The 26,012-nt window shown below is 52.8% G+C and carries 24 protein-coding genes; 23 read left to right on the top strand and 1 reads right to left on the bottom strand.

Annotated elements, in window-relative coordinates:
• Positions 1–3 precede the first annotated feature (3 nt).
• Positions 4–774 carry an NRDE family protein gene (locus ACWHRL_RS11260; protein ID WP_447893735.1) on the bottom strand — a complete coding sequence of 257 codons (771 nt, stop codon included), beginning with the start codon at positions 772–774 and terminating at the stop codon, positions 4–6.
• A gap of 139 nt (positions 775–913) precedes the next feature.
• On the opposite strand from ACWHRL_RS11260, the gene ACWHRL_RS11255 reads away from it, so the two are divergent.
• The 23 genes from ACWHRL_RS11255 (at position 914) to ACWHRL_RS11145 (ending at position 25,974) form a co-directional block, all read left to right on the top strand.
• Entirely contained in the window at positions 914–1,711 is a 798-nt protein-coding gene (locus ACWHRL_RS11255) for a sulfite exporter TauE/SafE family protein (RefSeq protein WP_447893734.1), read from the top strand.
• 93 nt (positions 1,712–1,804) lie between these two features.
• Complete coding sequence (gene lgt, locus ACWHRL_RS11250) at positions 1,805–2,596, top strand: prolipoprotein diacylglyceryl transferase (protein WP_447893733.1); 792 nt, start codon at positions 1,805–1,807, stop codon at positions 2,594–2,596.
• Positions 2,597–2,803: 207 nt separating this feature from the next.
• Positions 2,804–3,580, top strand: a complete 777-nt coding sequence (locus ACWHRL_RS11245) for a thymidylate synthase (protein ID WP_447896167.1) — start codon at positions 2,804–2,806, stop codon at positions 3,578–3,580.
• A complete protein-coding gene (locus ACWHRL_RS11240; protein WP_447893732.1) occupies positions 3,577–4,113 on the top strand; it encodes a dihydrofolate reductase in 537 nt (178 codons plus the stop codon). The genes ACWHRL_RS11245 and ACWHRL_RS11240 overlap by 4 nt, the downstream gene beginning before the upstream one ends.
• A gap of 20 nt (positions 4,114–4,133) precedes the next feature.
• Positions 4,134–5,006, top strand: a complete 873-nt coding sequence (locus tag ACWHRL_RS11235) for a ProQ/FINO family protein (RefSeq protein WP_447893731.1) — start codon at positions 4,134–4,136, stop codon at positions 5,004–5,006.
• A gap of 261 nt (positions 5,007–5,267) precedes the next feature.
• On the top strand, positions 5,268–6,416 hold the full coding sequence (locus ACWHRL_RS11230; RefSeq protein WP_447893730.1) for a porin: 1,149 nt from the start codon (positions 5,268–5,270) through the stop codon (positions 6,414–6,416).
• A gap of 475 nt (positions 6,417–6,891) precedes the next feature.
• On the top strand, positions 6,892–7,299 hold the full coding sequence (locus ACWHRL_RS11225; RefSeq protein ID WP_447529210.1) for a DVU3141 family protein: 408 nt from the start codon (positions 6,892–6,894) through the stop codon (positions 7,297–7,299).
• Positions 7,296–9,086: a polysaccharide biosynthesis/export family protein gene (locus ACWHRL_RS11220; protein ID WP_447893729.1), complete on the top strand. Its 1,791-nt coding sequence runs from the start codon at positions 7,296–7,298 to the stop codon at positions 9,084–9,086. Before ACWHRL_RS11225 ends, ACWHRL_RS11220 begins: the two co-directional genes overlap by 4 nt.
• A 2-nt stretch (positions 9,087–9,088) precedes the next feature.
• Positions 9,089–9,898 (top strand): ABC transporter permease, encoded by an 810-nt coding sequence (locus ACWHRL_RS11215; protein WP_447893727.1) that lies wholly within the window; start codon positions 9,089–9,091, stop codon positions 9,896–9,898.
• A 3-nt stretch (positions 9,899–9,901) separates the two neighbouring features.
• Positions 9,902–10,999 carry a chain-length determining protein gene (locus tag ACWHRL_RS11210; RefSeq protein WP_447893726.1) on the top strand — a complete coding sequence of 366 codons (1,098 nt, stop codon included), beginning with the start codon at positions 9,902–9,904 and terminating at the stop codon, positions 10,997–10,999.
• Positions 11,000–11,490: 491 nt separating this feature from the next.
• Positions 11,491–12,879 (top strand): MBL fold metallo-hydrolase RNA specificity domain-containing protein, encoded by a 1,389-nt coding sequence (locus ACWHRL_RS11205; protein ID WP_447893725.1) that lies wholly within the window; start codon positions 11,491–11,493, stop codon positions 12,877–12,879.
• Between the two features lie 69 nt (positions 12,880–12,948).
• A complete protein-coding gene (locus ACWHRL_RS11200) occupies positions 12,949–13,299 on the top strand; it encodes a four helix bundle protein (protein WP_447893724.1) in 351 nt (116 codons plus the stop codon).
• 58 nt (positions 13,300–13,357) lie between these two features.
• Positions 13,358–14,275, top strand: coding sequence for an ABC transporter ATP-binding protein (locus tag ACWHRL_RS11195; protein ID WP_447893723.1), 918 nt, complete (start codon positions 13,358–13,360; stop codon positions 14,273–14,275).
• 18 nt (positions 14,276–14,293) lie between these two features.
• The gene (gene rfbB, locus ACWHRL_RS11190; protein ID WP_447893722.1) at positions 14,294–15,460 is read left to right on the top strand and encodes a dTDP-glucose 4,6-dehydratase; all 1,167 of its coding nucleotides are present in this window, start codon (positions 14,294–14,296) and stop codon (positions 15,458–15,460) included.
• Positions 15,461–15,498: 38 nt separating this feature from the next.
• Positions 15,499–15,852: a four helix bundle protein gene (locus tag ACWHRL_RS11185; protein WP_447893721.1), complete on the top strand. Its 354-nt coding sequence runs from the start codon at positions 15,499–15,501 to the stop codon at positions 15,850–15,852.
• Positions 15,849–16,784 (top strand): dTDP-4-dehydrorhamnose reductase, encoded by a 936-nt coding sequence (gene rfbD / locus ACWHRL_RS11180; protein WP_447893720.1) that lies wholly within the window; start codon positions 15,849–15,851, stop codon positions 16,782–16,784. Before ACWHRL_RS11185 ends, rfbD begins: the two co-directional genes overlap by 4 nt.
• Before the next feature lie 111 nt (positions 16,785–16,895).
• Positions 16,896–17,783 carry a glucose-1-phosphate thymidylyltransferase RfbA gene (gene rfbA, locus ACWHRL_RS11175; protein WP_447893719.1) on the top strand — a complete coding sequence of 296 codons (888 nt, stop codon included), beginning with the start codon at positions 16,896–16,898 and terminating at the stop codon, positions 17,781–17,783.
• 115 nt (positions 17,784–17,898) lie between these two features.
• Complete coding sequence (gene rfbC, locus ACWHRL_RS11170) at positions 17,899–18,444, top strand: dTDP-4-dehydrorhamnose 3,5-epimerase (RefSeq protein ID WP_447893718.1); 546 nt, start codon at positions 17,899–17,901, stop codon at positions 18,442–18,444.
• A 38-nt stretch (positions 18,445–18,482) separates the two neighbouring features.
• Entirely contained in the window at positions 18,483–18,965 is a 483-nt protein-coding gene (locus tag ACWHRL_RS11165) for a hypothetical protein (protein WP_447893717.1), read from the top strand.
• Positions 18,962–20,080, top strand: coding sequence for a non-hydrolyzing UDP-N-acetylglucosamine 2-epimerase (gene wecB / locus ACWHRL_RS11160; RefSeq protein WP_447893716.1), 1,119 nt, complete (start codon positions 18,962–18,964; stop codon positions 20,078–20,080). The genes ACWHRL_RS11165 and wecB overlap by 4 nt, the downstream gene beginning before the upstream one ends.
• Positions 20,081–20,155: 75 nt before the next feature.
• Positions 20,156–21,436: a UDP-N-acetyl-D-mannosamine dehydrogenase gene (gene wecC / locus ACWHRL_RS11155; protein ID WP_447893715.1), complete on the top strand. Its 1,281-nt coding sequence runs from the start codon at positions 20,156–20,158 to the stop codon at positions 21,434–21,436.
• Between the two features lie 138 nt (positions 21,437–21,574).
• On the top strand, positions 21,575–24,631 hold the full coding sequence (locus tag ACWHRL_RS11150; protein ID WP_447893714.1) for a glycosyltransferase: 3,057 nt from the start codon (positions 21,575–21,577) through the stop codon (positions 24,629–24,631).
• 35 nt (positions 24,632–24,666) lie between these two features.
• On the top strand, positions 24,667–25,974 hold the full coding sequence (locus tag ACWHRL_RS11145) for a hypothetical protein (RefSeq protein ID WP_447893713.1): 1,308 nt from the start codon (positions 24,667–24,669) through the stop codon (positions 25,972–25,974).
• Positions 25,975–26,012: the final 38 nt, after the last annotated feature.

The following is a 26,012-nucleotide window of genomic DNA, read 5'->3' as shown; positions in this document are numbered from 1 at the left end:
TCTTTAAAGCGGCGCGCGGGGCTGGGTTAGGGTGGTTTCTCCCTCGCGCCGCCCCATGGGGCCAAACCGTTGCTCGGTCATTTGGGTGCGGCCCTGGGCGTCCAGGCTCAGCCAGGTGGTCGCGCGGGTACCGTAGTCTTCCCCGACGATGAACGCGGCCGAAAGGCGACGCTCAAGGCCTGCTTCTACGCCGGTATGGGGAAGTGCTTCGTCCGCGGCGGTGTTGGGGTCATGCAGCGCCCGGGCGGTGGCTGCTTGCCAGTCGCTTCCCGCCTCTTCGAGCGCCTGGCGGGCGGCGGTCAGCTTGGGCCAGGGCGTATCCAGGCGTGCATTGGAAAGCCCGTGCACGCCCGGCGGCACGCGGTCGATAAAAACGCCCGCGACCCCGCGATGCACGTGCCAAAGCGTCGCGTTGTGAGCCACCAGCAGGTTGAAACCGCCAAAGTGCGCGGCTTCGTCTTTGACCAACTGGTGAAGCCAGGCGGCCGGGTCATCGGCACGTAATGCCCGAAAGACGAGCTCGCCCCGGCTAGGGGCGCTGGCGGGGAGCGCCGCGCCGGGCTCGCGTACGTTGGTGAGCGCCGCCACCACCCCGCGACGGTTGGCCGCCAGCCAGCTGCCGCCGGCCTGTAAATCGCGCCCACCCAGAATGTCCGGGTGGTCTTGCCAGTGGTGTAGCGGCGCCGTTTGGCGGGCGTGAAACTCGTCGCGGTTACCGGCGAGCTTCAAGGGCGTGGCACTGCCCGGGTTCCAGGCAAAGGTAAGTAGACACATGGCGTCGATCGCCTTTCAAAAGTGGACCATGGCGCCCCATCGAAAGGGGCTAAATGTTATCATCTGCTCATATTGCCCGCCGCCTTCCGGCAGGGGCAAGCGCAAAACACCCTCTCTCAATCGGTAAGAGCGCTGCATCATGAGCATTGCGATCACACTACTGGGCTATCTCCTTTTGGGCGCGGCGGCTGGCACCATGGCCGGGCTGTTCGGCGTTGGCGGCGGGCTGATCATCGTTCCCGCCCTGGTGTTTGCATTCAATCTGCAAAACGTGGCGCCGGAAATCACCATGCACTTGGCCGTGGGTACCTCGCTTGCCACCATCGTGGTCACCGGTACGTCGTCGACCCTGGGGCATTACCGTAAGGGCAGTATTCACCGGCCCTGGTTCATAGCGCTGTTGCCGGGCCTGATGCTGGGCGCCATTGGTGGCGTCTTCATCGCAGGGAATCTCTCCGGCACGGTGCTGGGCACGCTTTTTGGCGTGTTCGTGCTTTTGCTGGCGGGCAAAATGGTTCTAGGGCTCAAGCCAAAGCCGGGCTCGATAGCGCCGGGTAAAATCGCCATGACGATCGCCGGTGGCATCGTCGGGGGCATCTCGGCGTTATTCGGTATCGGCGGCGGAGCGATGACCGTGCCTTGGCTTTCGCGCTGCGGCGCCACCATGACCCAGGCAGTGGGTACCTCGGCGGCGTGCGGGCTGCCCATTGCGCTGGTCGGCGCGCTCACCTTTATCGTAGTGGGGTGGAACAACGCGTTGCTGCCGGCCTGGTCCACCGGCTTTATCATGTGGCCGGCGTTTTCCGGCATCGTGTTGGCCAGTGTCCCTTTTGCCCGTGTAGGCGTTAAGCTGGCCCACGTGTTGTCGGCTCGCGTATTGCGGTTATCCTTTGCGCTGCTGCTGGCCGTCGTGGGGCTTCGCTTTATACTGGCTTGACGGCGCTGAACTAAAAAACGAAAAGGCAGCGCGGTGATAAGCCCGCGATGACCTGAACTGGTTTGTTTGTCTTGATTTACCTAGAGGCGGTTGATGATCAATTACCCAGCGATTGACCCGGTAGCGATTTCTCTCGGGCCCCTGCAGGTTCACTGGTACGGGCTGATGTACGTTGTCGGCTTCGTGGCGGCCTGGTGGCTTGGCTGCAAACGCGCGGCGCGCATTGGCCTGACCAACGACGATATCAGCGACCTGCTGTTTTACTGCGCCGTGGGCGTGGTCGCCGGTGGGCGTTTGGGCTACGCGCTGTTCTACGGTTTGGGGCAGTGGGCGGCGGACCCGCTCTGGGTCTTCCGTGTTTGGGACGGCGGCATGAGCTTTCACGGCGGTCTAATCGGCGTTCTGCTCGCCGCCTGGCTCTTCGCCCGGCGCAAGCGCTTGGCCTTTTTCACCCTGACCGATTTTATCGCGCCGCTGGTGCCTATCGGCCTGGGGGCCGGGCGCATTGGTAACTTCATCAATCATGAGCTGCCCGGGCGGGTTACCTCGCTGCCCTGGGGAATGCCGTTTCCCGGTATGGGGCCAGAACCACGTCATCCTTCTGCGCTTTATGAGGCGCTGCTGGAAGGACTGGTGCTCTTCGTGATTCTTTGGTGGGTGTCGGCCAAGCCGCGTGCCCGCGGGTTCGTTTCGGGCCTTTTCCTGCTGGGGTACGGTGTCTTCCGCTTTATGGTGGAGTTCGTGCGCCTACCGGATGCCCACATCGGGTTTATCGCCTTTGGCTGGGTCACCATGGGGATGCTGTTGACCCTGCCGATGATCGCGCTGGGCGTGGCGTTCATGGTGTGGTCGCGCACCAACCCGGTCGATGCGAAAGTGGTTTAACGTGCCCAGCACCTTTTAGCGCCCTGTCAGGGCCTTGTTGAACGAACGGATACCTGGGGCGGGCGGCGTTGTATTTCTCATCGGCCCCTGCCTAGAATAAAGCCTTTAATGATCTGCAACTCTGGAAACCCTGTGACTGCCTCAACGCCTGCAACCGCCGCACCTCAAGCGACCTCCACCGCGCTGGAACAGCCTTATCTGGACCTGATGCATACCGTGCTGGAGCAGGGCACCGACCGGGATGACCGTACCGGCGTCGGCACGCGGTCTCTTTTTGGCCACCAGATGCGCTTCGACCTGGCCCGTGGGTTCCCGCTTTTAACCACCAAAAAGCTGCACCTGCGCTCCATCATTCATGAGCTTTTATGGTTTTTGAAAGGCGATACCAATATTGGCTACCTGAAAGAGCATGGGGTGCGCATTTGGGACGAGTGGGCGGATGAAAACGGCGACCTGGGGCCGGTGTACGGCTACCAGTGGCGCAGTTGGCCCGACCCGAAAGGCGGCGAAGGGGTCGACCAAATAACCAACGTACTCGAGCAGATCCGCACCGCGCCGCAGTCCCGCCGGCTGGTGGTGTCGGCCTGGAACCCGGCCCAGGTCGATGAAATGAAACTGCCGCCGTGCCACTGCCTGTTCCAGTTCTACGTGGCCAATGGCCGGCTCTCCTGCCAGCTCTACCAGCGCAGTGCGGATATTTTCCTGGGCGTACCGTTCAATATCGCAAGCTATGCGCTGCTTACGTGCATGGTGGCCCAGGTGAGTGGCCTAAAACCCGGGGAGTTCATTCACACCCTGGGCGATGCCCACCTTTACAGTAACCATTTCGACCAAGCGAAAGAGCAGTTGGCCCGCGCGCCCTATAGCCCTCCCAGGCTCTGGTTGAATCCGGAGGTCACGGACCTGTTCGATTTCACCTTCGACGATATCCGCATCGACGACTATGCCTTTCATCCCCACATCAAAGCGAAGGTGGCCGTATGAGCCCGCAACTCGACCATGAGCCCTTGGTGCCGGTGGCAATGATCGTCGCCATGGCCAAAAACCGCGTGATTGGCGTTGAAGGTAATTTGCCCTGGTACTTGCCAGAAGACCTGAAGTTCTTTAAACGTAAGACCCAGGCAAAACCATTGGTAATGGGACGTAAGACGTACGCTTCCATTGGCAAGCCGCTGCCCAACCGCTTGAACATCGTGGTGACTCGAGACCCGCAATTCGACGCCGACGGGGTTCGTGTCTGTCATGATCTTGAAAGTGCGCTGACCCTTGCCGACCAGCAAGCCACGATAGAAGCAGCGGAAGAGATCATGGTCATGGGGGGCGGCGAAATTTATCGCCAGGCGTTGCCGTATGCCCAGCGCCTCTACGTCACCGAGGTGGATGTCGAGGTAGAAGGCGACACCACTTTTCCGGCAATACCGCCGCAAACGTTTCGAGAAGTAAAGCGCGTGGCGGGTACGCCCAGCGAAGGGCAGCCGCATTATGACTTTGTCGTTTACGAGCGTATTGACGACTGACCAGTTCCAGGGAGGGCGCCATGGCCGCCAGCGTAAATAGTTTGATCGAATCACTGGAGACGCACCTCCAGCGCACTCAGCAAGAACTCGAGCTACTGCGCCGGGAAAATACCGCGCTTCGCGAGCAGCTTGCCCGCGAGGCGGTGTCCTCTACACCGCCTTCAGCCGTGGCGGGCGAAAGCCAAATCGCACAGCCGCCAACGCCTGATGCGGTGCAAAAGGCGCCGCAGCCGCAAGTGACGCCTTCGGCCCATAGCCCGGTGCAGGCCCATCTGGAACAAGGGGGTAGTGCGTTCGAGCCTTTGGCATCAAAGCCGCATGTAGAAGAGCCCCAGGCGCAGAAAGCTCCGCAGGCTGACCCATCGAACGCCCAGGAATCCTCCGATACGCAGCAGCCTTCGCCCCACGCGCTTTTGAAACAGTGGTACGAGCGCTACCCCCATGCGTTTTTCAAAGGGCACACCAAACCGCTCAAGGTGGGTATTCATCATGACCTGGCCGAGCGCGAACCCTGGTCTGGCAAGTTGATACGCCGGGCGCTCGCCAACTATGTCAATTTGCCACGCTACGTGAAATCCATGCGCGAAGGGGCAGAGCGGGTCGATCTGGATGGCTTGCCCGCGGGGAAAGTAGATAAAGAGGCTTCGCTTCACGCCAACGAACGGCGCAAGGACCAAGCAGGCGAGAAACCCGCTCGTCAAGCTTCGAGCCAGGTGCACGACAAAGCGCCTAAAAAACCGAACCCGCAAGGCCATAAGACCGAGAATGCTTCTGCTGGCGCCACTGAACCGCGCGCTTCGCAAAACAAGGCGCCGGAAAAAAGCGATGAAGCAAAACCGCTTAGCATGGAAGAGAAAATAAAAGGGCTAATGCAGAAATTCGAAGGGCGCTGAGACTCATCAACAGGCCGTGGGTTCCATAAAAAAGCGCAAATCGTAAAAGAACACTGTTTTTTTCTATTGCGTTCCCTCGAATCCCGGTATAGAGTTTGACTTGCGAGCATTGGACTATAACAAGGCTTTAGAGAGGACATGCCACATATCGCTGGCTCAACCGGCGGATGGCAGAAGAGCATGACCCAAAGGCCAACCTGCAGGCTTATAAAAGTCTGGCAGACACGATCGAAACAGTAAGCTAGTTAAGGAACCTACATCATGAAAAAGACACTTTTAGCGACTGCTGTCATCGCCGCTCTGGGCGCTTCTGCTGCCGCTCAAGCAGCCACTGTTTACGACGAAGACGGCACCAAAGTTGACCTGTACGGCCGTATCGCACTCGGCGTTGCAGGCGGCGGCCCGGAAGAAGACGGCGGCGTAAAAATCGACAACGATCCGGAATTCGTCGACATCTCTTCGCGTCTTGGCTTCCGTCTGAGCCAGGAAGTTACTCGTGACCTGACCGCTTTCGGTCGTCTTGAGTGGCGTTTCCGTGCCGACGAATCCGGTAACCGTAACGGCAACAACTTCGACGCGTTCTCCGAAACTCGCCAGTCCTACCTCGGTATGACCAGCCAGCAGTTCGGTACGTTCCAAGCAGGTAACTTCGACAGCTTCTACAACCAGTTCGTTTCTCTGCCGTTCGACGTTTACGTCGACCAGGGTTACAGGTTCGGTGGCCATGCGAAGCAGTCTCGCGGCGACTCGATCGGTTACTACACGCCTGACCTGGAAGGCTTCACTGTATTCGTACAGGCGAAGCACTACAGCGAGCGCGGCATGGTCGACGAAACCATCACTGATCCGGTTTCTGGTGATGTCGTAGTGGGTCGTGAAACGTCTGATCAAGGCAGCGTAACTGCCGCACAGGGTGGTGTTCGCTACGCTGAAGGCCCGGTTACCGTTGGTCTAGGTTTCATCGATGACGTTGCCCGTGGCGATGGCGGTAACGGTGAAATGCTGTACGGCTTGATCGGTTCTTATGACTTCACCGATCAGTTCTCTGCTCGTCTGGGTTACGAAGGTCGTGACAACAGCAGCGACGCAGTACGCACTGGCCCGCTGGGCGTAGTAGATACTCGCGGTGGCGGCTACGACTCCGTAGGCGTTGGTGGTACCTTCACTACCGGCCCGTGGGCATTCAACATCGATTACTACAACATCGAGCGTGACGATGCCGAAACCAGCCGCTCTTGGGCGACTGGCGCGTACTACAACGTTTCCAGCAACTTCGACGTATTCCTGGAAGTGGCTGACGCTGACGCACCGCGCGTTAACCGTAACGACGACTTCTTCGGCAGCGACGGTACGCTTAGCGACCTGACTGACGACGTATACTGGCTGACAGGCGCGCGTTACTTCTTCTAAGCCCGGCTTAATTGACCCGAGCGCTTAAGAAGTACCCCCTGCAGTATATGGAACCGGCCCCTTTTGGGGCCGGTTTTTTTATTGTGCATAAAAATGTTTCGAGTAGTGAAGTTGGAAGTCGCCGAAGCCGATTCACCGGCCATTCGGGCATCCTCTGGCGACGTTTACTGGATCGCAGGTGGGCGCTAGCTCTTTTAACGCGAGCCCTTAAGCCACCTTCGCTTTAAAGCCGGCCCGGTGAAAGGTCGGCTTTTTTTGTATCAATAAAACAACATATAGTGAATAAACGTTTTAAGCGTGGAATTTGTAAAAGATTTGTTGAGGTGGAGCGCTAAAGAGGAATCACATACAATGGCCGTCTATTTTACGGCGCTGCGATAGCGCACCCCACGTTTTTACATAGTAAAGTGTAGGGCAAGGGAAAGCGCCCGGTTTAATCCCCGGGCGGTAGCGTGCCTTTTTTCTGGGAATCAAAATGATCTATACCCCACGTATCCAAACGGTATCCGTGCGCTTGCTGCTCACCGCCGTTAGCCTGGCGTTGTTGAGCGGGTGTGCCACCCGTTACCCCTCGGGTAGCGAATCGCAGCTTCAGTACGCGCTGAACAACGACAGTGCCCAAGCCATCAACAACGACACCATCAATGGCTTTCTAGAGCAGTCGCCCGCCGGGGGTGTCGTCAGTGCAGTTAGCAGCCCTTGGGGTAACAACGTCGAAATCGTCGCCGACCAGCCGTACCTGGCGGCAAGCGGTCGCGAATGCCGACGCCTGCAAATTATAGCCACGCAAGGTGAAAACCGCCGGGCGCTGGCATGTAAAACGCCCCAGGGCTGGGTCAATCAGCGTGTCGTCACACAAACGGTAGAAGGGCGGTTGCAATGAACGTATTTACCTTTCATAAACGCCTGAGCGTTACCAAAACGCTTGCTGCCGTTTCGTTGAGCTGTTTGATGGCCTTGGAAACGACCGCCCAGGCCCAGGTGTTGAGCCTGCCCGACAATACGCTCTCCAACCAACGCAGCAGCCAGTCTTCAAGCCAAAGCCAAAGCCAGCGCCAGGGTCAGGGGCAAGGCCAAGGGGGGCAGGCGGCCCAGGGGCAGCAGCAAGTAGAAGACGCGCCCCGCGCCGACTGGCGAAGCGGCACCTATGGCCCGCTGCCCAGAAATCAACCCAGAAACCCGGACCTACTCCCGCCGTTTGGCTTTAACCTGTTTACCGGCGGCTTTCGCGGCGCGATAGGCGATGGCATGAATGCTGACTATCGCATCAAGCCTGGCGACCAGGTCACCGTACGTGCTTGGGGGGCGATCGAGTTGGACCGCTCTCTGCCCGTGGACGCCCAAGGCAATATTTTCATCCCCGGTTCTGGCCCTATCAATGTGGAAGGCCTGAGCAGCCAGCAGGTGGATAACACCGTACGCCAGGCGATTACCTCGGTGTACCCGGATAACGTCGAAGTCTATACCAACCTGCAGGGCGTACAGCCTGTGGCGGTGTACGTCACCGGCTACGTGGAAAACCCCGGCCGCTATGCCGGTACGCCGGATGATTCGCTTTTGTACTTTCTGGACCAGGCCGGCGGTATCGACCAGGACCTGGGCAGCTACCGTCAGCTTCGCGTGATGCGTGACGGCAGCCAGATTGCCACCGTCGACCTTTACGACTTTCTCATCAACGGTACCATCCCCCGCCCGCAGTTCCAGGACGGCGACACGATCGTGGTTGAAGAGCGCGGCCCGGCGATTGCCGTAGTGGGAGACGTACACCGCGAACTGCGCTACGAACTGACCGGCAACACCTTAAGCGGGGCGGAGCTTGTCAACCTGGCGCGGCTAAGAAGCGGCGTTTCCCACGTGCTGCTTCGTGGCGACCGCCCCAGCGGCCCTATTGCTCAGTACTTTCCGCTGGGCCAGTTCTCGAGTGAAACCGTGCGCAGCGGCGATGAAGTCACCTTTAGCGCCGACCAGCGCAGCGAGACGATCGTGGTCGAGTTAGAAGGTAGCTACTACGGCCCCTCACGCTATGCGCTGCCGCGTAATGCACGGTTAAGTGAACTTTTGGACGCCGTGGCCGTACCCGAGCGCATGACGGCGGTTGAAAGTGTCTCTATTCAGCGTGAAAGTGTAAAAGAGCAGCAACGCCAATCCATGGAAGATAGCCTGCGCCGGCTGGAAACGACTTACCTAAGCGCCCCCTCGAGCACTAACGAAGAAGCCCAGGTACGCGCCCAGGAAGCGGAGCTCATTCAAAACTTTGTCGAGCGTGCACGCGAGCTGGAGCCAAGCGGTCGTATGGTCGTGGCGTATGATGGCAAAATCTCGGATATTCGCCTTCAGGATGGCGATGTCATCACCATCCCCGAAATCAGTGATTCTCTGCTGGTCAGTGGTGAGGTACTGGTGCCTCAGGCCGCCGTTTACCGCCCCGGCATGAACGTCATCGACTATATCGAAAGCGCCGGCGGCTTTACCAACCGTGCCGACGACGACCATATCCTGCTCGTCCGCCAAAACGGCGCGGTAGAAAATGCGCGCAAGGCCAGCCTGCGTGCGGGTGATGAGATTCTCGTTATGCCCGCCGCGCCAACGCACAACCTGCAGCTAGCCGCTACCTTGACACAAATTCTTTACCAGGTAGCCGTGGCCACGCGCGTCGCGGTCGATCTTTAACCATGGCCGATAACCCAACGGCACGCCGCGGCGCCCGCACGCCGTGGCAGGTAACCCGCAGTGTGTGGTACGCCATGTTCATGCGCGAGGCTATCTCGCGCACCATGTCCGACCGCATGGGCTGGTTCTGGATGATCTTCGAGCCGGTGGCATTTGTGGCGGTGATGGTAGGTATTCGCAGCTTTATTCGTGGTGATCAACTGATTGCCAATGCGGATTTTATTCCCTGGTTAATTGCCGGTTTGATGGGGTTTTTCCTTGTGCGCGAGGGCATGATGCGTGGAATGGGGGCGGTGGACTCCAGCAAGGCTCTATTTGCTTATCGACAAGTGCAACCTATAGACCCGGTGCTCGTGCGCAACTTTTTAGAAGGCACCCTACGCACATTCGTATTTTTAATCTTTATCGTAGGTGGTTTAATGCTCGGCTTGGATATGTATCCGGATAATGCGATTCGGGTCATGGCCGCTTGGCTTTCGCTTTGGAGCCTTGGGTTGGGGCTGGGTTTGGTGGTGTCGGTAGCAGCTACGCTAGTGCCCGAGATCGGCCGAGTAGTTCGCATATTAACGTTGCCGCTTCTTATTCTTTCCGGCGTTATTTTGCCACTCAATAGTCTACCCCACTGGCTATTGGAATACCTGATGCTCAATCCCATTCCCCACGGCCTCGAAACACTCCGTTTAGGCTTTTTCGAAAATTACAAGGTAGTGCACGGCACTAGCATGCTCTACTTCTGGCTCTTTACGCTCTCGCTCATTACGGTAGGGCTCATTATGCACCTGCGCTTTGTTGACCGGTTAAAGGCAAGCTAATTCATGCAAGGTTCTCTCTCTCGTTTCGTTAAAACATCGCCCCATTGGGCTGTCGCAATCCTTGCCATCATTCTGGTTACCTTTTACTGGTTCGTATGGGCGCAGGAGCGCTATGTTTCCCGCGCCACGGTCGTGCTGGAAAGCCCCCAGGTGGCCACACCAGAAATCAGCTTTGCGTCGCTCATGGGTGGCGGTGCGGGCAATACCCAGGATTTGCTGCTGCTGCGCGAACACCTGTTATCGGTGGATATGCTGCGCCACCTGGACCATGAACTCGGCTTTCGCGAACACTACAGCACCCACGGCGATATTTTCGCAACGCTTTGGCATGCCGATGCACCCATCGAAGACCTGCACGCCTACTATCAACGCCGGGTCGAGATCGAGATGGACGAGTATGCCGGCGTGCTCAATATAGAGGTAGAGGGCTATACGCCCGAGTTCGCCCAGCAGATGACCGCTATGCTGCTGGAGGCCGGTGAGGATCACATGAACGCCATGGGCCACCGCCTGGCACAAGAGCAGGTGCGCTTTCTGGAACAGCAAATGGTGCGTCTTGAAGAGCGTTTTCGTGAAACCCGTAGCGAACTTCTCGAGTTTCAAAACGAGTACGGTTTGATATCCCCCACGGCTACGGTAGAAAGCCTGAACCAAGTTGTGGCCACACTGGAAGGCGATCTCGCGAGGACGCAAGCCCAACGCGATGCCCTGGCCAGCTTCCAGAGCTCCCAATCTGCCGAGCTCCGGCAGGTCGAGCGCAACATTACCGCGCTGCGCGACCAAATCAGCGAGCAAAGCGAACGCCTGGCCCAGGCCGCCGGCGGCGCGCTGAACCGCGTCTCCGCCGAGTACGAAACCCTGGAGCTACAAGCCCAGTTCGCCCAGGAAACCTACTCCAGCGCCCTGGCCGCCCTCGAAAACACCCGCTTGGAAGCCGCCCGCCAGCTCAAGCAGGTAAGCGTACTGCAAAGCCCGCTACTACCGGAATACCCGGTATCGCCCAACCGGCTCTACAACAGCACGGTATTCGCCATCATCACCATCTTCCTCGCGTTCATCCTAAGCATGATCATCATGATCGTGAAGGACCACCGCGATTAGTGAGTGGAAAATGGCTATTGAGGCGCGATGCCAAGCGACCCCTTTTGTAGGACCCCGATTCATCGGTGGTCCTACACTTCGGCGATGTAAGGCAAAGCCTTCCCGAACTAACGCACCACATACACCCAACCGCCGACTAAAGCTCGCCCTTACGATCAGGCAGTGATCTCGCCACACTGTAGGAGCCCGATTCATCGGGCGATGGAAGGCAAAGCCTTCCTGACTCACGGCGCCTCATTCAACAAGTCGCTGGCTAAAGCCTGCTCCTACGATTCAAATGATCCAGTCACCCTTGTAGGAGCTGGATTCATCCGGCGATGGAAGGCGAAAGCCTTCCTGACTAACGGCGCCTCATTCAACAAATCGCTGGCTAAAGCCTGCTCCTACGATTCAAATGATCCAGTCACCCTTGTAGGAGCTGGATTCATCCGGCGATGGAAGGCAAAGCCTTCCCAAACTAACGGCTCCTCACGCCAAACATACGGCTAACCATGCTAGACATCCTCCACCACGGCGGCGCCAACGGCGTCACCGGCAGTTGCCACCAGCTAATACTAAACAGCGAAAACTCGCTGCTAATAGACTGCGGCCTGTTCCAGGGCGAGGATGCCCATGAAGATTCGTTCGAGCAGCTACAAATCGAGTTCGATATATCCACGGTACGAGCACTCATCGTTACCCACGTACATATCGACCACGTAGGGCGGCTGCCGTACCTCCTGGCGGCGGGTTTCAAAGGCCCCATTATTTGCTCGAAACCCACGGCTAAACTGCTACCGCTGGTGATCGAAGACGCGCTTAAAATAGGCTTCACCCGCGATGCCCAACTGATCGAGCGCTTCCAGGCACAGCTAGAATCCCAAATTGTAAGCGTGGCCTACGGCAAGTGGCACACGGTAGTAGCAGATGAAAACGCCAATACCCGCATAAAGCTAAAGCGGGCAGGGCACATACTGGGCTCGAGCTACGTAGAAGTAAGCCATCAGGACCTCTCCAGTCAGCAAAAAGAGCGAGTCGTGTTCTCTGGCGACTTGGGCGCCCCCCACGCGCCGCTACTGCCGGCCCCCAAGTCACCCCATGGCTGTAACCAGCTGGTATTGGAAAGCACCTACGGCAGCCGCACCCACCCCAATCGCGAAAATCGGCGAGCAGTACTCAAAAGTGCCATCACCCAAGCGCTTAAAAACGATGGCACGGTCATGGTGCCCGCCTTCAGCATTGGCCGTACCCAAGAGCTTCTGTATGAGCTTGAAAGCATCATTTTCGAGGCGAAAAAAGATCGGTGGAAAGACCTGGAAATCATCGTCGATTCCCCGCTCGCCGCCCGCTTCACGAAGGTGTACCGCGAGCTCAAACCCTACTGGGACGATGAGGCCCAAAAGCGCCTAAAAAGCGGGCGCCACCCGCTAAACTTCGCCAACCTCTACACGGTCGATTCTCACGAAGAATACCTGCAAACCGTAGAATACCTGGCCAAAAGCGGCAGGCCCGCTGTGGTCATTGCCGCCAGCGGCATGTGCGCGGGCGGGCGCATCATGAACTACCTAAAAGCCATGCTAGGCGATGCCCGCCACCAAGTACTGTTCGTAGGTTACCAAGGCGCCGGCACCCCTGGCCGCGCCATTCAGGAATACGGCCCCAAGGGCGGCTGGGTGGAGATAGACGGCCAGCGTATCGACATAAACGCAGGCGTTACCACCATTAGCGGCTACTCCGCCCACGCGGACCAAAAGAACCTGCTCGATTTCGTAAAACGCATGCGCCGCTGGCCCCACACCATTCACCTGGTACACGGCGAACAAAGCGCCCGCGAAGCACTCAAGAAAGAACTCGAAGCCATGTATAAGCGTAAGAGGCGGTCGGTGAGTGTAAGAGCGTAAGTCGTAAATCGTGAGTGGTGAGTGGTGAGTGGTGAGTGGTGAATCGTGAACGGTAAATGGTGAGTCGGTATGCGTAAGCATCAAGAGCTGCGGGTTTGGCAGTTAGCCATGGACCTAGTGGAGCAGGTATACACGCTAACCAAAACTTTGCCGGATGAAGAGCGGTATGGCTTGACAAGCCAAATGCGCCGTTGCGCAGTGTCCATTCCAAGCAACATCGCTGAAGGTGCCGCACGGGGAAGTACGCAAGAATTTATCCGTTTTCTTTATATAGCCCAAGGCTCGCTCAGCGAGCTGGAAACCCAATTACTCATAGCGAACCGCCTGAGCTACCTGCGGGATGTCTCAACCATTACAGGTAACACCCAGCAACTCTCAGCCCAACTAGGCGGCTTAATCAAACACTTAAAGAGTCGGTGAATCCTCATCGCCCCATGACCTTTCCATTCACCACTCACTATTCACCATTTACAAATCCATGATCGAAATCAAAAACCTCTACAAGCGCTACCACAACCACCACGGCAGCGACTGGGTACTCAGGGACATCAACGTCACGATACCCACCGGTGTAAGCGTGGGGTTGATCGGTGCCAACGGCGCGGGTAAATCGACGCTTTTGCGCCTGATCGCTGGTATGGACAAGCCTGAGCGGGGCGAGGTCATTCGCCATAGCCGCGTTTCCTGGCCGGTCGGGCTTTCCGGTGGTATGCAGGGCAGCATGACCGGCCGGCAAAACGTGAAGTTCGTGGCGCGCGTACAGGGCAGCACGGGTACAGAAGTACAGCGCATTATCGATTTCGTCGAGGACTTCGCCGAAATAGGCAGCGCGTTCGACGAGCCCATTCGCACCTACTCTACTGGTATGCGCTCGCGCATATCGTTCGGGCTATCGTTCGCCTTCGATTTCGACGTATACATTTCCGATGAAGCCACCGCCGTGGGCGACCGCGCCTTCAAGGACAAAGCCAAAAAGCTGTTTCAGTCCAAGGTAGGCGAAGCCTCGCTCATCATGGTGTCTCACAGCGAAGGTATTCTGACCGACCTGTGTAAAGCCGGCCTTTACCTCAAGGGGGGAAGCGCCTACTGGTATGACGATATCAAAGAAGCCATAGCCGCCTACCACGCAGACGTAGACGCCAAAAAAGCGGCGGGCGAAAGCGAATTCCCCAAGGATGTTATTGGCACGCGCCACTACCTGGCCGAGAGCCACCTGATATTAAAGGGCGCACAGGAAACGCTAAGCGAGCTACAAGAGCAGGGCGCACCGCCCGAGCAAATTATAGCGGCCAAGCAGGAAGTCAGCACCGCGGGTAAAACCGCGAGAGACGTACGCCTGCACCTGGAGGCGCTGGAAGAAAACGAGCGTCAATCGAAGAAGAAAAAGCGCGCCTGATACCCGGCCAGAGAGTTTATGAAGACCAAGACGTTTTTGATTACCGGCGGTGCCGGCTTTATCGGCTCTGCCGTAATACGTGAGCTGATTCAGAGCAGCGCGCATCATGTAGTGAATGTCGATAAGTTGACCTATGCGGGTAACCTGGAATCTCTAGAACACATATCGAACAGCGAGCGTTACACCTTCGAGCAGGCCGATATTTGCGATGCTCCCACCATGCAACGCCTGTTCGAAACCCATCAGCCCGATGTCGTGATGCACCTGGCCGCCGAGAGCCACGTGGACCGCTCGATAGATGGCCCGGCAGAATTCGTTCAAACCAACGTGGTTGGCACCACCGTGCTGCTGGAAGCCGCGCGCAGCTACTGGAGCACGTTGGAAGGCGAGCGTAGGGAAGACTTCCGGTTCCACCATATAAGCACTGATGAAGTATATGGTGATCTTGCCGAACCAGGCTCAAAGGGTGAGGAAATTACGGGTACATCATCTACCTCTCACCATTCACTATTCACCGAGCAAACCCCCTACGCGCCCAGCTCCCCCTATTCCGCCAGCAAAGCCAGTTCAGACCACATGGTACGCGCATGGCAGCGCACGTTTGGCCTACCCACACTGATCACCAACTGCTCGAATAACTACGGGCCGTATCATTTTCCTGAAAAACTGATTCCGTTGATAATACTCAACGCCCTGGCCGGCAAACCGCTACCGGTATACGGCGATGGCCAGCAGGTTCGCGACTGGCTGTACGTCGAAGACCACGCCCGTGCACTCATCAAGGTCGCAACCGAAGGTCAAGTAGGTGAAACCTACAACATCGGCGGCCACAACGAGCAAACAAACCTGCACGTAGTAGAAACCATCTGTGAAATCCTGGATGAGTTTATACCAAGTAAGAAGTTAGGCGTAAGGAGTGAGGAGAACAGTCCTGCTCCCTCACAAGCGCAGCGCTCACCCCTTACTACCTACAAAGAACTAATCACCTTCGTCACCGACCGCCCAGGCCACGACCTACGCTACGCCATCGATGCCAGCAAAATCGAACGCGAGCTAGGCTGGGTACCGCAAGAAACCTTCGAAACGGGCCTGCGTAAAACCGTACAGTGGTATCTGGATAACGAAACCTGGTGGAAACGCGTACAAGACGGCAGCTACCAGGGCGAGCGCTTGGGTAGCTTGTAAATGGTAAGCGCTTCGCTTGTGAGGGGTGAGGGGAAGGTATGAGGAAGCATCAGCAATTGCGGGTATGGCAAGAAGCGATGGATCTGGTTGTCTCGATCTACTCCATGACCTCCTCATTTCCATCCGCTGAGCGTTATGGTCTCTCCAGCCAGATGCAAAGAGCCGCTGTATCAGTGCCGAGCAATATTGCGGAAGGAGCCGCTCGTGGCAGTAAGCCCGATTTTCTCCGATTCCTATACATAGCGCGTGGTTCGCTCAGCGAGCTGGAAACACAATGTCAGATAGCCCTCCGCCTAGAATATGTATCTGATATTTCATTTCTGGAGTCAGTAATCAACTCTATTTTTTCTCAGCTAGGCGGGCTGATCAAACATCTGAAGGCAGCACCATGACATCAGAACGTTTACCCTTCACTCCTAACGCTTCACCCCTCACTATTTTGATTACCGGCGGCAATGGCCAGGTCGGTTTCGAACTCCAGCGCCAATTCGCGCTGTTCGGTAACGTCTTCGCCCCTACACGCCAGCAGCTCGACCTGACCAACTCTCATGCAGTTGATGCGTACCTGGCTGAGCACAAACCCGCGCTGATCCTCAACGCCGCCGCCTATACCGGCGTTGATAAAGCCGAAAGCGAACCCGAGCAAGCCAAGCGTTTGAATGCTGATCTACCTGCGCAGCTGGCCCAATACGCCGCCCAAAACGGTATTGCACTGGTGCACTACTCGAGCGATTACGTGTACCCCGGTAATGGCGAAACCCCTTGGCAGGAAGACAGCTCCACCGGCCCTTTGAGCACCTACGGCCAAACCAAGCTGGAAGGGGATAACGCGATTACTGAGAGCGGCGCCAACCACCTGATCTTTCGTACCAGCTGGGTATACGCCGCCCGCGGCAACAACTTCATGAACACCATGCTACGCTTGGGCAAGGAACGCGAGACGCTCAGTATCGTCAACGATCAAATAGGCGCACCCACCCCCGCCCGCCTAATTGCCCAGGTAACCGCGCAAGCATTCACCACTCACCATTCACCAATAACCATTCACATCCCGCAAGGCATCTACCACCTGGCCCCACGCGGCGAAACCAGCTGGCACGGCTTTGCCTGTGAAATCTTTAGCCAAGCCGCCAGGGCCGGGCAGGAGCTTACGATTAAGCCCAAGAACACTGCCGGCATACCCACGGCAGACTACCCAACGCCTGCAAAGCGTCCGCTCAATTCACGCATGAGCCTGACTAAACTTGAGGCCGCATTGGGTGTCACACTACCGCACTGGCAAAGCCAGCTAGCGCTGACACTAAAAGAGCACCTCGAGAATTAACCGGCCATGGAATACAGCGGCACCTAAAGCTGAACAGCAAACACCGGGCTTTATACCTTGTCCGTGTTTTCAGTGTGTGTCCGTGGCTAACACTTAAGGAAGAGGCTTTTCATGAGCCAAAGCACGCAACGTAAAGGCATTATTCTGGCCGGCGGTTCCGGCACGCGCTTGCACCCGATTACCCGCGGCGTTTCAAAACAGCTGCTACCGATTTACGACAAACCGATGATCTACTACCCGATCTCGGTACTCATGTTGGCAGGCATTCGTGAGATTCTGATTATCTCCACCCCGGAAGACCTTCCCCAGTACGAAAACCTGCTGGGTAATGGTGAAGATTTCGGCCTTACGCTCGAGTACGCCGAACAACCCACCCCGGATGGCTTGGCGCAAGCGTTCATCATCGGTGAGGAATTCATAGGGGACAGCCCTGTGTGTTTGGTGCTGGGCGACAATATCTTTCACGGCCAACACTTTTCCGAGCAGCTCAAGCGGGCCAGTGAACAGCCCAGTGGGGCTACGATATTCGGTTATCTGGTCAAAGACCCGGAGCGTTTCGGGGTGGTCGAGTTCGACGACGCGGGCAAAGCGATTTCCATCGAGGAAAAACCCAAGAAGCCCCAGTCTGCCTACGCGGTGACGGGCCTTTACTTCTACGACAATGACGTCATCGAGATCGCCAAGGGCGTAGAGCCTTCCGAGCGAGGCGAGTACGAAATTACCAGTGTCAATAACGCCTACCTCGAACGGGGTGACCTGCGCGTAGAACGCCTGGGCCGTGGCTTTGCGTGGCTGGACACAGGCACCCACGACAGCCTATTGGAAGCCAGCCAGTACGTGCAGACTATTGAGCACCGCCAGGGCTTAAAAATAGCCTGTTTGGAAGAAATCGCTTGGCAAAATGGCTGGATCAGCGATGAGTGTTTAGCAAGGCTTGCCAAACCGCTGGCCAAGACTCAATACGGCCAATACCTGCAGCGCCTGCTCAAGAAAAAGTAAGCATGCCACGGAAATCAACTCGCCACTGAAAGCACGGAAAACACGGATAGGTCCACCCCCTTTATTTTTCTTTCCGTGCTTTCAGTGAGTGTCCGTGGCCCAAAAAGGATCCAACATGCACTACGAAAAACTCGCCATTCCCGATGTCGTGCTACTCACCCCTAAAGTATTCGGCGACGAGCGGGGCTTCTTTATGGAAACCTTCCGTCAGAACGAGTTTGAAGAAAACTGTGGCAACTATCAGTTCGTGCAGGACAACCACAGCAAATCGTCGCAAGGTACATTGCGCGGCCTTCATTACCAGTTAAATCATCCTCAAGGAAAGCTGGTGCGTGTTACCCAGGGTGAAGTATTCGATGTAGCGGTAGATATGCGCAAAAGCTCGCCCACGTTCGGCCAGTGGGTTGGAGCTACGCTGAGTGCTGAAAACAAGCAACTGCTTTGGGTACCGCCGGGCTTTGCTCACGGCTTTTACGTTATCAGTGAAACAGCTGAGTTTCAGTACAAGTGTACCGATTATTATGACCCGGGTAGTGAAGTATCCATATTATGGAATGATCCCACGTTGGCTATCCAGTGGCCTTGCCAAAAAGATGCCCCCCAGCTTTCCGATAAAGATCGTAAAGGCCTTGAGTTTAACTCTGCGCCTGCATTTACATGATCCAAGGCTGATAGCTACTTTCTTTAATGCTCATGGGAGTGACCGAAGATGTTCATGGAAGAATCTGGAGATTTTCAGTGATATCAAATGAAGAAGTTCAGATGATTGAACAATCAATGCTGTTTGATGGCGAATGGTATGCTGAACGCTATCCTGATGTAAAAAGTAGCCATATAGATCCAGCGACGCACTACTGTAAATATGGCTGGAAAATGTTGCGAGATCCATCAGAAAAGTTCTCTACTGCTGGCTATTTAAACAAGCATAAAGATATCAAAAAGAAAAAGGTTAACCCCCTTTTTCATTATCTTCAGTTTGGCAGGGAAGAAGGAAGAGGCATCGTAGCGAGCTTTCATTCCGAAGGGTTAAGAAACATAAAGGTTAGAAAAACGAGCGCCGAACCTGCAACGCTTTCCAGGCAATTGGCAGAGACTCAATTTTTATTAGAAAAGTATTATATACGCTGTCAAGAACTCGAGCACCAAAAGTTGGGCCAAAAGACTAAATCGGAGTCACTGTGAAAGTATTAACTGTGTTCGGTACACGCCCTGAGGCCATCAAGATGGCACCCCTGGCTATTCAGTTAGCTGAAGATGAACGCTTCGACGCCAAGGTATGCGTCACGGCTCAGCACCGCGAAATGCTGGACCAAGTGCTTGAACTCTTCGAACTAAGCCCTGAATACGACCTGAATATCATGAAGCCAGGGCAGGACTTGAACGATGTGACCTGCGGTATTCTTCAAGGTCTCAAATCAGTGCTGGAAGATTTCAAGCCTGATATCGTGCTGGTACATGGTGATACCGCCACTACTTTCGCTACTACCCTGGCCTGTTATTACCAGCAGATCCCCGTTGGTCATGTTGAAGCTGGACTGCGTACCGGCAATTTGTATTCACCCTGGCCGGAAGAAGGAAATCGAAAACTGACGGGCGCGTTGGCAGCCGTTCATTTCGCTCCCACGGCGACCTCCAGGCAAAATCTGTTGGATGAAGGCGTGGACCCTGCAACGGTTCATGTAACGGGAAATACAGTCATCGATGCGCTTCTGGATGTGGTCGATAAGCTGAAAAACGATTCCGCCTTGACCACTGAACTGGCTAGCCGCTTTCCGATGCTTGATAGCAGTAAGCGCTTAGTGCTGGTCACCGGCCATCGTAGGGAAAGCTTTGGCGGTGGTTTCGAGCGCATTTGCCAAGCATTAGCTGAAACGGCAAAAGCCCATCCGGATACGCAAATTCTTTATCCTGTGCATCTGAACCCCAACGTACATGAGCCGGTCAGACGTCTTCTAGCGGATGTACATAACGTTCATTTGATCGAGCCTCAGGACTATTTGCCCTTTGTTTATTTAATGAACCGCGCCGCTATTATCTTGACGGACTCAGGGGGCATACAGGAAGAAGCGCCTTCCTTGGGCAAGCCTGTATTGGTAATGCGGGAGACCACCGAGCGTCCAGAAGCCCTTGAGGCAGGTACGGTGAGGTTAGTAGGTACAGACGTAGCCAGGATAACCGAAGCGTTGAACACGCTACTGACCGATGAGCAGGCGTATAACGCCATGAGCTATGCCCATAACCCCTATGGCGACGGCAAAGCATGCCAACGCATTCGCGACGTTTTGAGCGAATGGTAAACAGTCAGCGTTTCAGCTACCGGGCTGTAACCTCCCATTAATTTAGCTTCACCATTCACTATTTACGGTCAAAAAATGAAATTCGATACTATCTCCATGATCGGCTTGGGATACATTGGTTTACCGACTGCCGCTGTATTCGCTTCACGCAAGCAACATGTTATCGGTGTAGATGTAAACCAGTACGCGGTAGATACCATCAACAACGGCGAAATCCACATCGTAGAGCCGGAACTGGACATCATCGTCCATGCGGCGGTAACGCAAGGCTACCTGCGCGCTACCACCACCCCCGAACCTGCTGATGCGTTCATGGTGGCGGTACCCACACCGTTTCACACCGATGAGCATGGCCAGAACCATAAAGCCGACCTTAGCTACATTGAAGCAGCGGCCAAGTCGCTTGCGCCTGTATTGGTACCAGGCAACCTGGTCGTACTCGAGTCTACAAGCCCCATTGGTGCCACCGAGAAAATGGCCGAGTGGTTGGCCGAGGCACGGCCCGACCTCACTTTCCCGCAAACTCATGGGGAAGCTTCTGATATTCGTATTGCTCACTGCCCCGAGCGTGTTTTACCGGGCCACGTGATTCGTGAACTCGTCGAGAACGACCGCGTTATTGGTGGCATGACCTCCAAGTGCGCTGAAGTGGCCAGCCAACTTTATAAAATCGTAGTAGAGGGCGAGTGTGTAACCACTACCGCGCGTACCGCCGAGATGGCCAAGCTGACCGAAAACAGCTTCCGCGATGTAAACATTGCGTTCGCCAACGAGCTTTCGACGATCTGTCACGAGCTCGAAATCAACGTTTGGGAGCTAATTGCGTTGGCCAACCGCCACCCGCGGGTAAATATTTTATCCCCGGGTGCAGGTGTAGGTGGCCACTGTATAGCGGTAGACCCCTGGTTCATCGTGGATTCGTGCCCGGAGCAGGCTAAAATCATACGTGCTGCGCGTGAAGTGAACGATGCCAAACCCCACTGGGTACTTGGCCGCGTAAAAGAAGGGCTCGAGTACTACCATCAACAGCACCCGGATGCCAAGCGCAGCGACCTTACCGTGGCCTGCTTGGGTATTGCCTTCAAGCCGGACATCGATGACCTGCGCGAAAGCCCTGCATTAGGTATCACAAAGCAAATCGCGCAATTGGGTTGCCGCCTTCAGGTGGTAGAGCCCAACGTGAACGCTTTACCTAAAGAACTGCAGCACCCCAACGTTGAATTGAAAACTCTGGAAGAAGCCCTGAAACAAGCGGATGTAGTCTGCGTACTGGTTAAGCATAAATCCTTTATCGAGCACTTGGAAATCGTGCGCGCAAAAGAAACGGTGATTGATGCGGTCGGCCTGCTTGGCTGAAAACGTAGGTAGCGAGTGGTGAGCGATAGTTAAACGTAAATGGGTTTAACCTAAAACCAGTTTAATCAGCGACTCACCACTCACCACTCACCACTCACCTCTCAGCTTCTACCTTCTACCCACTACTTCCGGATTTTCATGGACGCATTGCTGACATACGCTATAAAACTTGCAAATCAAAAAGCCCCGGCCATTGGGATCCCCCTCCCAGGCCGCATAGCCTATGTGGTTAGCCATGGGCAAAGTTATGCAAGCAACGGCTATGCAATTAGAACGCAAGGAATTGCACACGCCTTAAACCAGCACGGCTTGGAAACGCTATGTTTTGTAAGGCCCGGCAGGCCATGGGAACTAAAGGCAGGAAAAAAGGGCACTCAGGCGGAAGTTAATATTGAAGGGGTACGTTATATCCACCGGCGCTGGTTGGCAGATGAAAAGCCCACCAGCGAAATTGAACATTTAGAAAAAAGCGCTGAGTACTTTACCGAGCTTTTCAGAATTTATCGGCCCAGCGTGGTACTGGCCGCCTCGAACTATATTGTAGGGTTGCCTGCTTGGGTAGCCGCCAAACGGCTGGGGCTGCCTTTCTATAATGAAGTGCGTGGTTTCTGGGAGCTTTCTCAAGATTCTCGTCAACTGGGTTATAAAGATACTCAAGAATTCAGAAACGAAGCAGAGCGCGATAGCTTTGTAGCCAAACAGGCAGAAAAGGTATTCACTCTGAATCAGCCTATGCTAAATGAGCTGATCAGGCGGGGCGTGGAAGCGGAAAACATCACTCTTGTACCCAATGGGGTAGGCAAGCTTCCTAAAGTCAAACCTGCTGATCCTCTCTTGAAAGCAAAGCTGGGCATCGAGCATGGCGATAAAGTGGTCGGCTACGTAGGCAGTTTCAGTGCTTATGAAGGTTTGGATTTACTTTTGAACGCTTGCGATGAGTTAGTACAACAGGGCGAAAAGGTCAAACTGTTACTAGTAGGTAGTGATCAGCCAGTTACTCAAGCGATCCGCAATCTAGAAACGCTTTCAGATACTTTAAAAAATGCAAATTGGCTGATTCAAGTAGGGCGTGTACCTCACGGACAAGTAGCTGACTATTACGCATTAATAGATACTGTTGTGATACCGCGTAAACGGTCTGAAGTCTGTGAGTTAGTGCCGCCAATGAAAGTAGCAGAAGCTCTGGTATATAATAAAAAGTTGTTGGTGTCTGATGTGCTTGCTTTGCGCGAGTACTCCGAGGTGTTTAAAAATGTAAAGGTTTTTTCAGCAGAGAGTAAAAAAAATGAACTGGCACATATTGTTAAAGCCTCTTTAAAAAAAGCTAGTAGTTTTTCACTGAAAAATAATTTACTATTTGTGGATCTTGTTAGTCCCATATATGAGGCTGTAATAAGTAAGAGCTCAATTGCTTTCCCACTATTGAATGAAAAATTTTCTCAAAATGGATATGCAAAAGATCTAAAGACCGATGAAGTAAGAGCTGCTAGAAAAAATGACAGTAAGAAGCTAAAATCTATATCTATTATGGATGAGATTTCAGAAGAATGCTGGCGTTATGAAATGACCACGTTCCCAATTAATCGAAATAACTATCAAGCACAAGTGGCTGGTTCTTTAGCTGATTTTTGTTTTTTAGAAAGCTGCTGGAAAGGAAATAAAGGATCTTGGCAGTTTGCCTTTACTTCTCCTGGTTTAAAACACGATAATGCCCAAGCACTTCTTGATTTAATACCGCAAGTAAAGAAAAAAATGCCATTGGTTTTCTGGAATAAAGAGGACCCTATGCATTTTGAACGCTATCTTCCAATAGCTAAGTCAGCAGATATTATATTCACTACTGATGAAAATAAAGTAGCTGATTATAAACGTAATGTACCAAATGCCGAAGTGTATTCAGTGCCATTTGCTGCACAGCAACGTATATGTAATCCCTCTAATCGATTTCGCCAAAAGTCTGAGTCAGTATGTTTTGCTGGTTCTTATTATGGTGTCGGGCATGATGAGAGAAAGCGACAAATGGATGCACTTTTACCCACTATTATAAAGTTTAATGGTGCCATCTATGATCGAATGTCCAAAATTGATAGTGAAAGGTATAAATTTCCAACTCAATATGATCCCTTTATAAGAGATGCAGTGCCATTTACTGAGGTGGTTGAACTTTACAAGCGCTTTAAAGTTTTTTTAAATGTTAATACAATCGTAGACTCGCCTACAATGATGTCACGTAGAGTATACGAGTTACTTGCTTGCGGTACACCAGTAGTTTCGACTCCATCAAAAGCAATTGAAGAGCAATTCGCAGGTATTGTTCATGTGGCTAATAATGCTGAAGAAGCAAATATTATAGTTGAAAGGCTTTTAACTGATGAGCATTTCTGGGAAAAAACCTCTCATATAGGCTATCGAGAGGTAATGAAAAAACATACGTATACTCATCGATTGGAAGACATTAAATCATCACTTGGTTATGAAGTTAACGATAGTAAACCTTTGGTTAGTATTATTACATGTACGCGTCGACCAAATATGATTGACCGTATTGTCGAAAATATGACGAGGCAGAATTATCCTAACTGTGAGCTGATTCTTGTTTTACAAGATTTTTCCGAGTCGCAGAAAGAAGAATTAGTAAAAAAAATTAAGGAAAAACCTTCTAATATTGTAGTCATTGAAGCTTTAGTAAATGATAGTTCTGACACGCTAGGAGAACGTTTTAATAAAGCAGCCGATATCGCCCAAGGTGAATATATAGCTAAAATGGATGATGACGATTTCTATTTTGAGAACTATCTTTCTGATATGTTAATTCCCTTTAGTTTTGGAGATTATGGCCTTGTTGGTAAAAAAGAGCTTTATATGTATCTTTCGGGTTCTAAAAAGTTGATTAAAAGATTCGCTGGAATGAAGCATCGAGAAGTCGATTTCGTAGCTGGAGCCACTTTCGTTTTTAAATCTGAAATTTTTAAAAAGTACAAGTTTAATGCTTTGAATCGTGGTGAAGATAGCGATTTAATCAGCCGAATGAAAGCGGATAACATAAAAATATATGCTGCAGATCCATTCAATTTTATCGTTTGGCGTGGAGAAGTAACAGCTCACACTTGGGGAGCTACCGATGAATATTTTATTTCTGGTAATCAAACTCAAGTTGTTGCTGATTCTTTAGATAGCAGATTATGTGATTTTTAACCACTTTTGCCATTAACTAAAGGGTTTTATAAGCAATGAGTAAAAGAGATAAATATATAAGATCTTTGTATGAACAAGAAAATTGGCAAGGGATTGTTGATTCTTATCATGATAAAAACCCTCTGGGTTTAGAAAGCGCAGAGATATGCAAGTTGTTTGTGAATGCACTTCGAAGAAAAGGTTTTTTTATTGAAGCTAATAGTTTAGAGCATAGTATTTCGGAGATTTCGGAAAAGCCTCGTTTAACACATATTGTAAGATTGATATTTGATCACGATTTTAATCATAAGTATGATGTTAATGGAGTGGTTGAATACTTTGTTAACTGCTTGAGTAAAAGCCATACACAAGCTTGGGCTGAATTTATTAAGTTATTAGCTAAAGATGCCTCTTTAAATGAGTTTAAAGAATATCAAGATAGATTTAATTTTTCACGGCAAAATCCAACACAACATAAAAAAATATTCATAGCTGGTTTTGGGCGATCAGGTACTGGTGCTTTACGCGCTTTGTTGAATGAGTTTAAAGAGGTTTATGAAGTCCCTGGCTCCGAAATTACTATCATATCAGGTCGCCGTAGTCTGTCATCTCTCTTTCATTCTCATAGTTTAAGTGTTTTTAAAGAAAAGTTTTTAGAGTTCTTTGCACTGCACGCGTTAAGTGTGTCAGAAGTTAATAATCACGCTGATAATAAAGAATTGCAAAAGTCTAAAATAATTATAGCTAAAACAGAAGAGGTAAAGCTCTTAAAGGCATTCTTTTATTTTTATATGGACGTGGTATTTTCTAGTCCTTTTTCTTCTAATAGCGTTGAAAAATCATCTCAAGATTTTTTAAATAGGTATATTGATTCTTTGATAAAGCCTAAAGGGAAAGAAGTTATTTTGTTTAATAATGTGGTCAATGCTCATAAACTTTGGATGATGAGATTGGTAGATAATTACTTATGTTTTCCCGTTTCAAGAGATCCAAGAAGTCAGTATGCCTCTTATATCTCTACATGGAGACCAGATTTTAGCGTGACTGGCTTTATAAAGCAGTTTGAAAAAGGAGAGAAATTGTACAATGATGGGGTAAATTCTCTTTCTGAAGGAAGAGAAAATATTATAAGAGTTTTTTTTGAAGATATTGTATGCTCTGAAAATGAAAGGTTAAAAATTGTTGATTTAGCAGGTTTGAAAAAAGAAAATGCATCAAGGTTCACCTTATTGAAACCTGAGGAATCAATTAGTAATGTGCTATTGCATGAATCGAATGAGTTTATGCACTGTAAGGAAGACTTCGAGCTTATTGCTAGTTTGCTTGGTGAATATTGTTTAGCTTTTGATGCTAATATTTATTGATTTTTGATATATTGGTTTATGATTGAGTTGGTTTGAAT

The sequence above is a fragment of the Vreelandella sp. GE22 genome (assembly GCF_968212445.1).
This window is presented reverse-complemented; position numbering and strand designations above follow the sequence as displayed.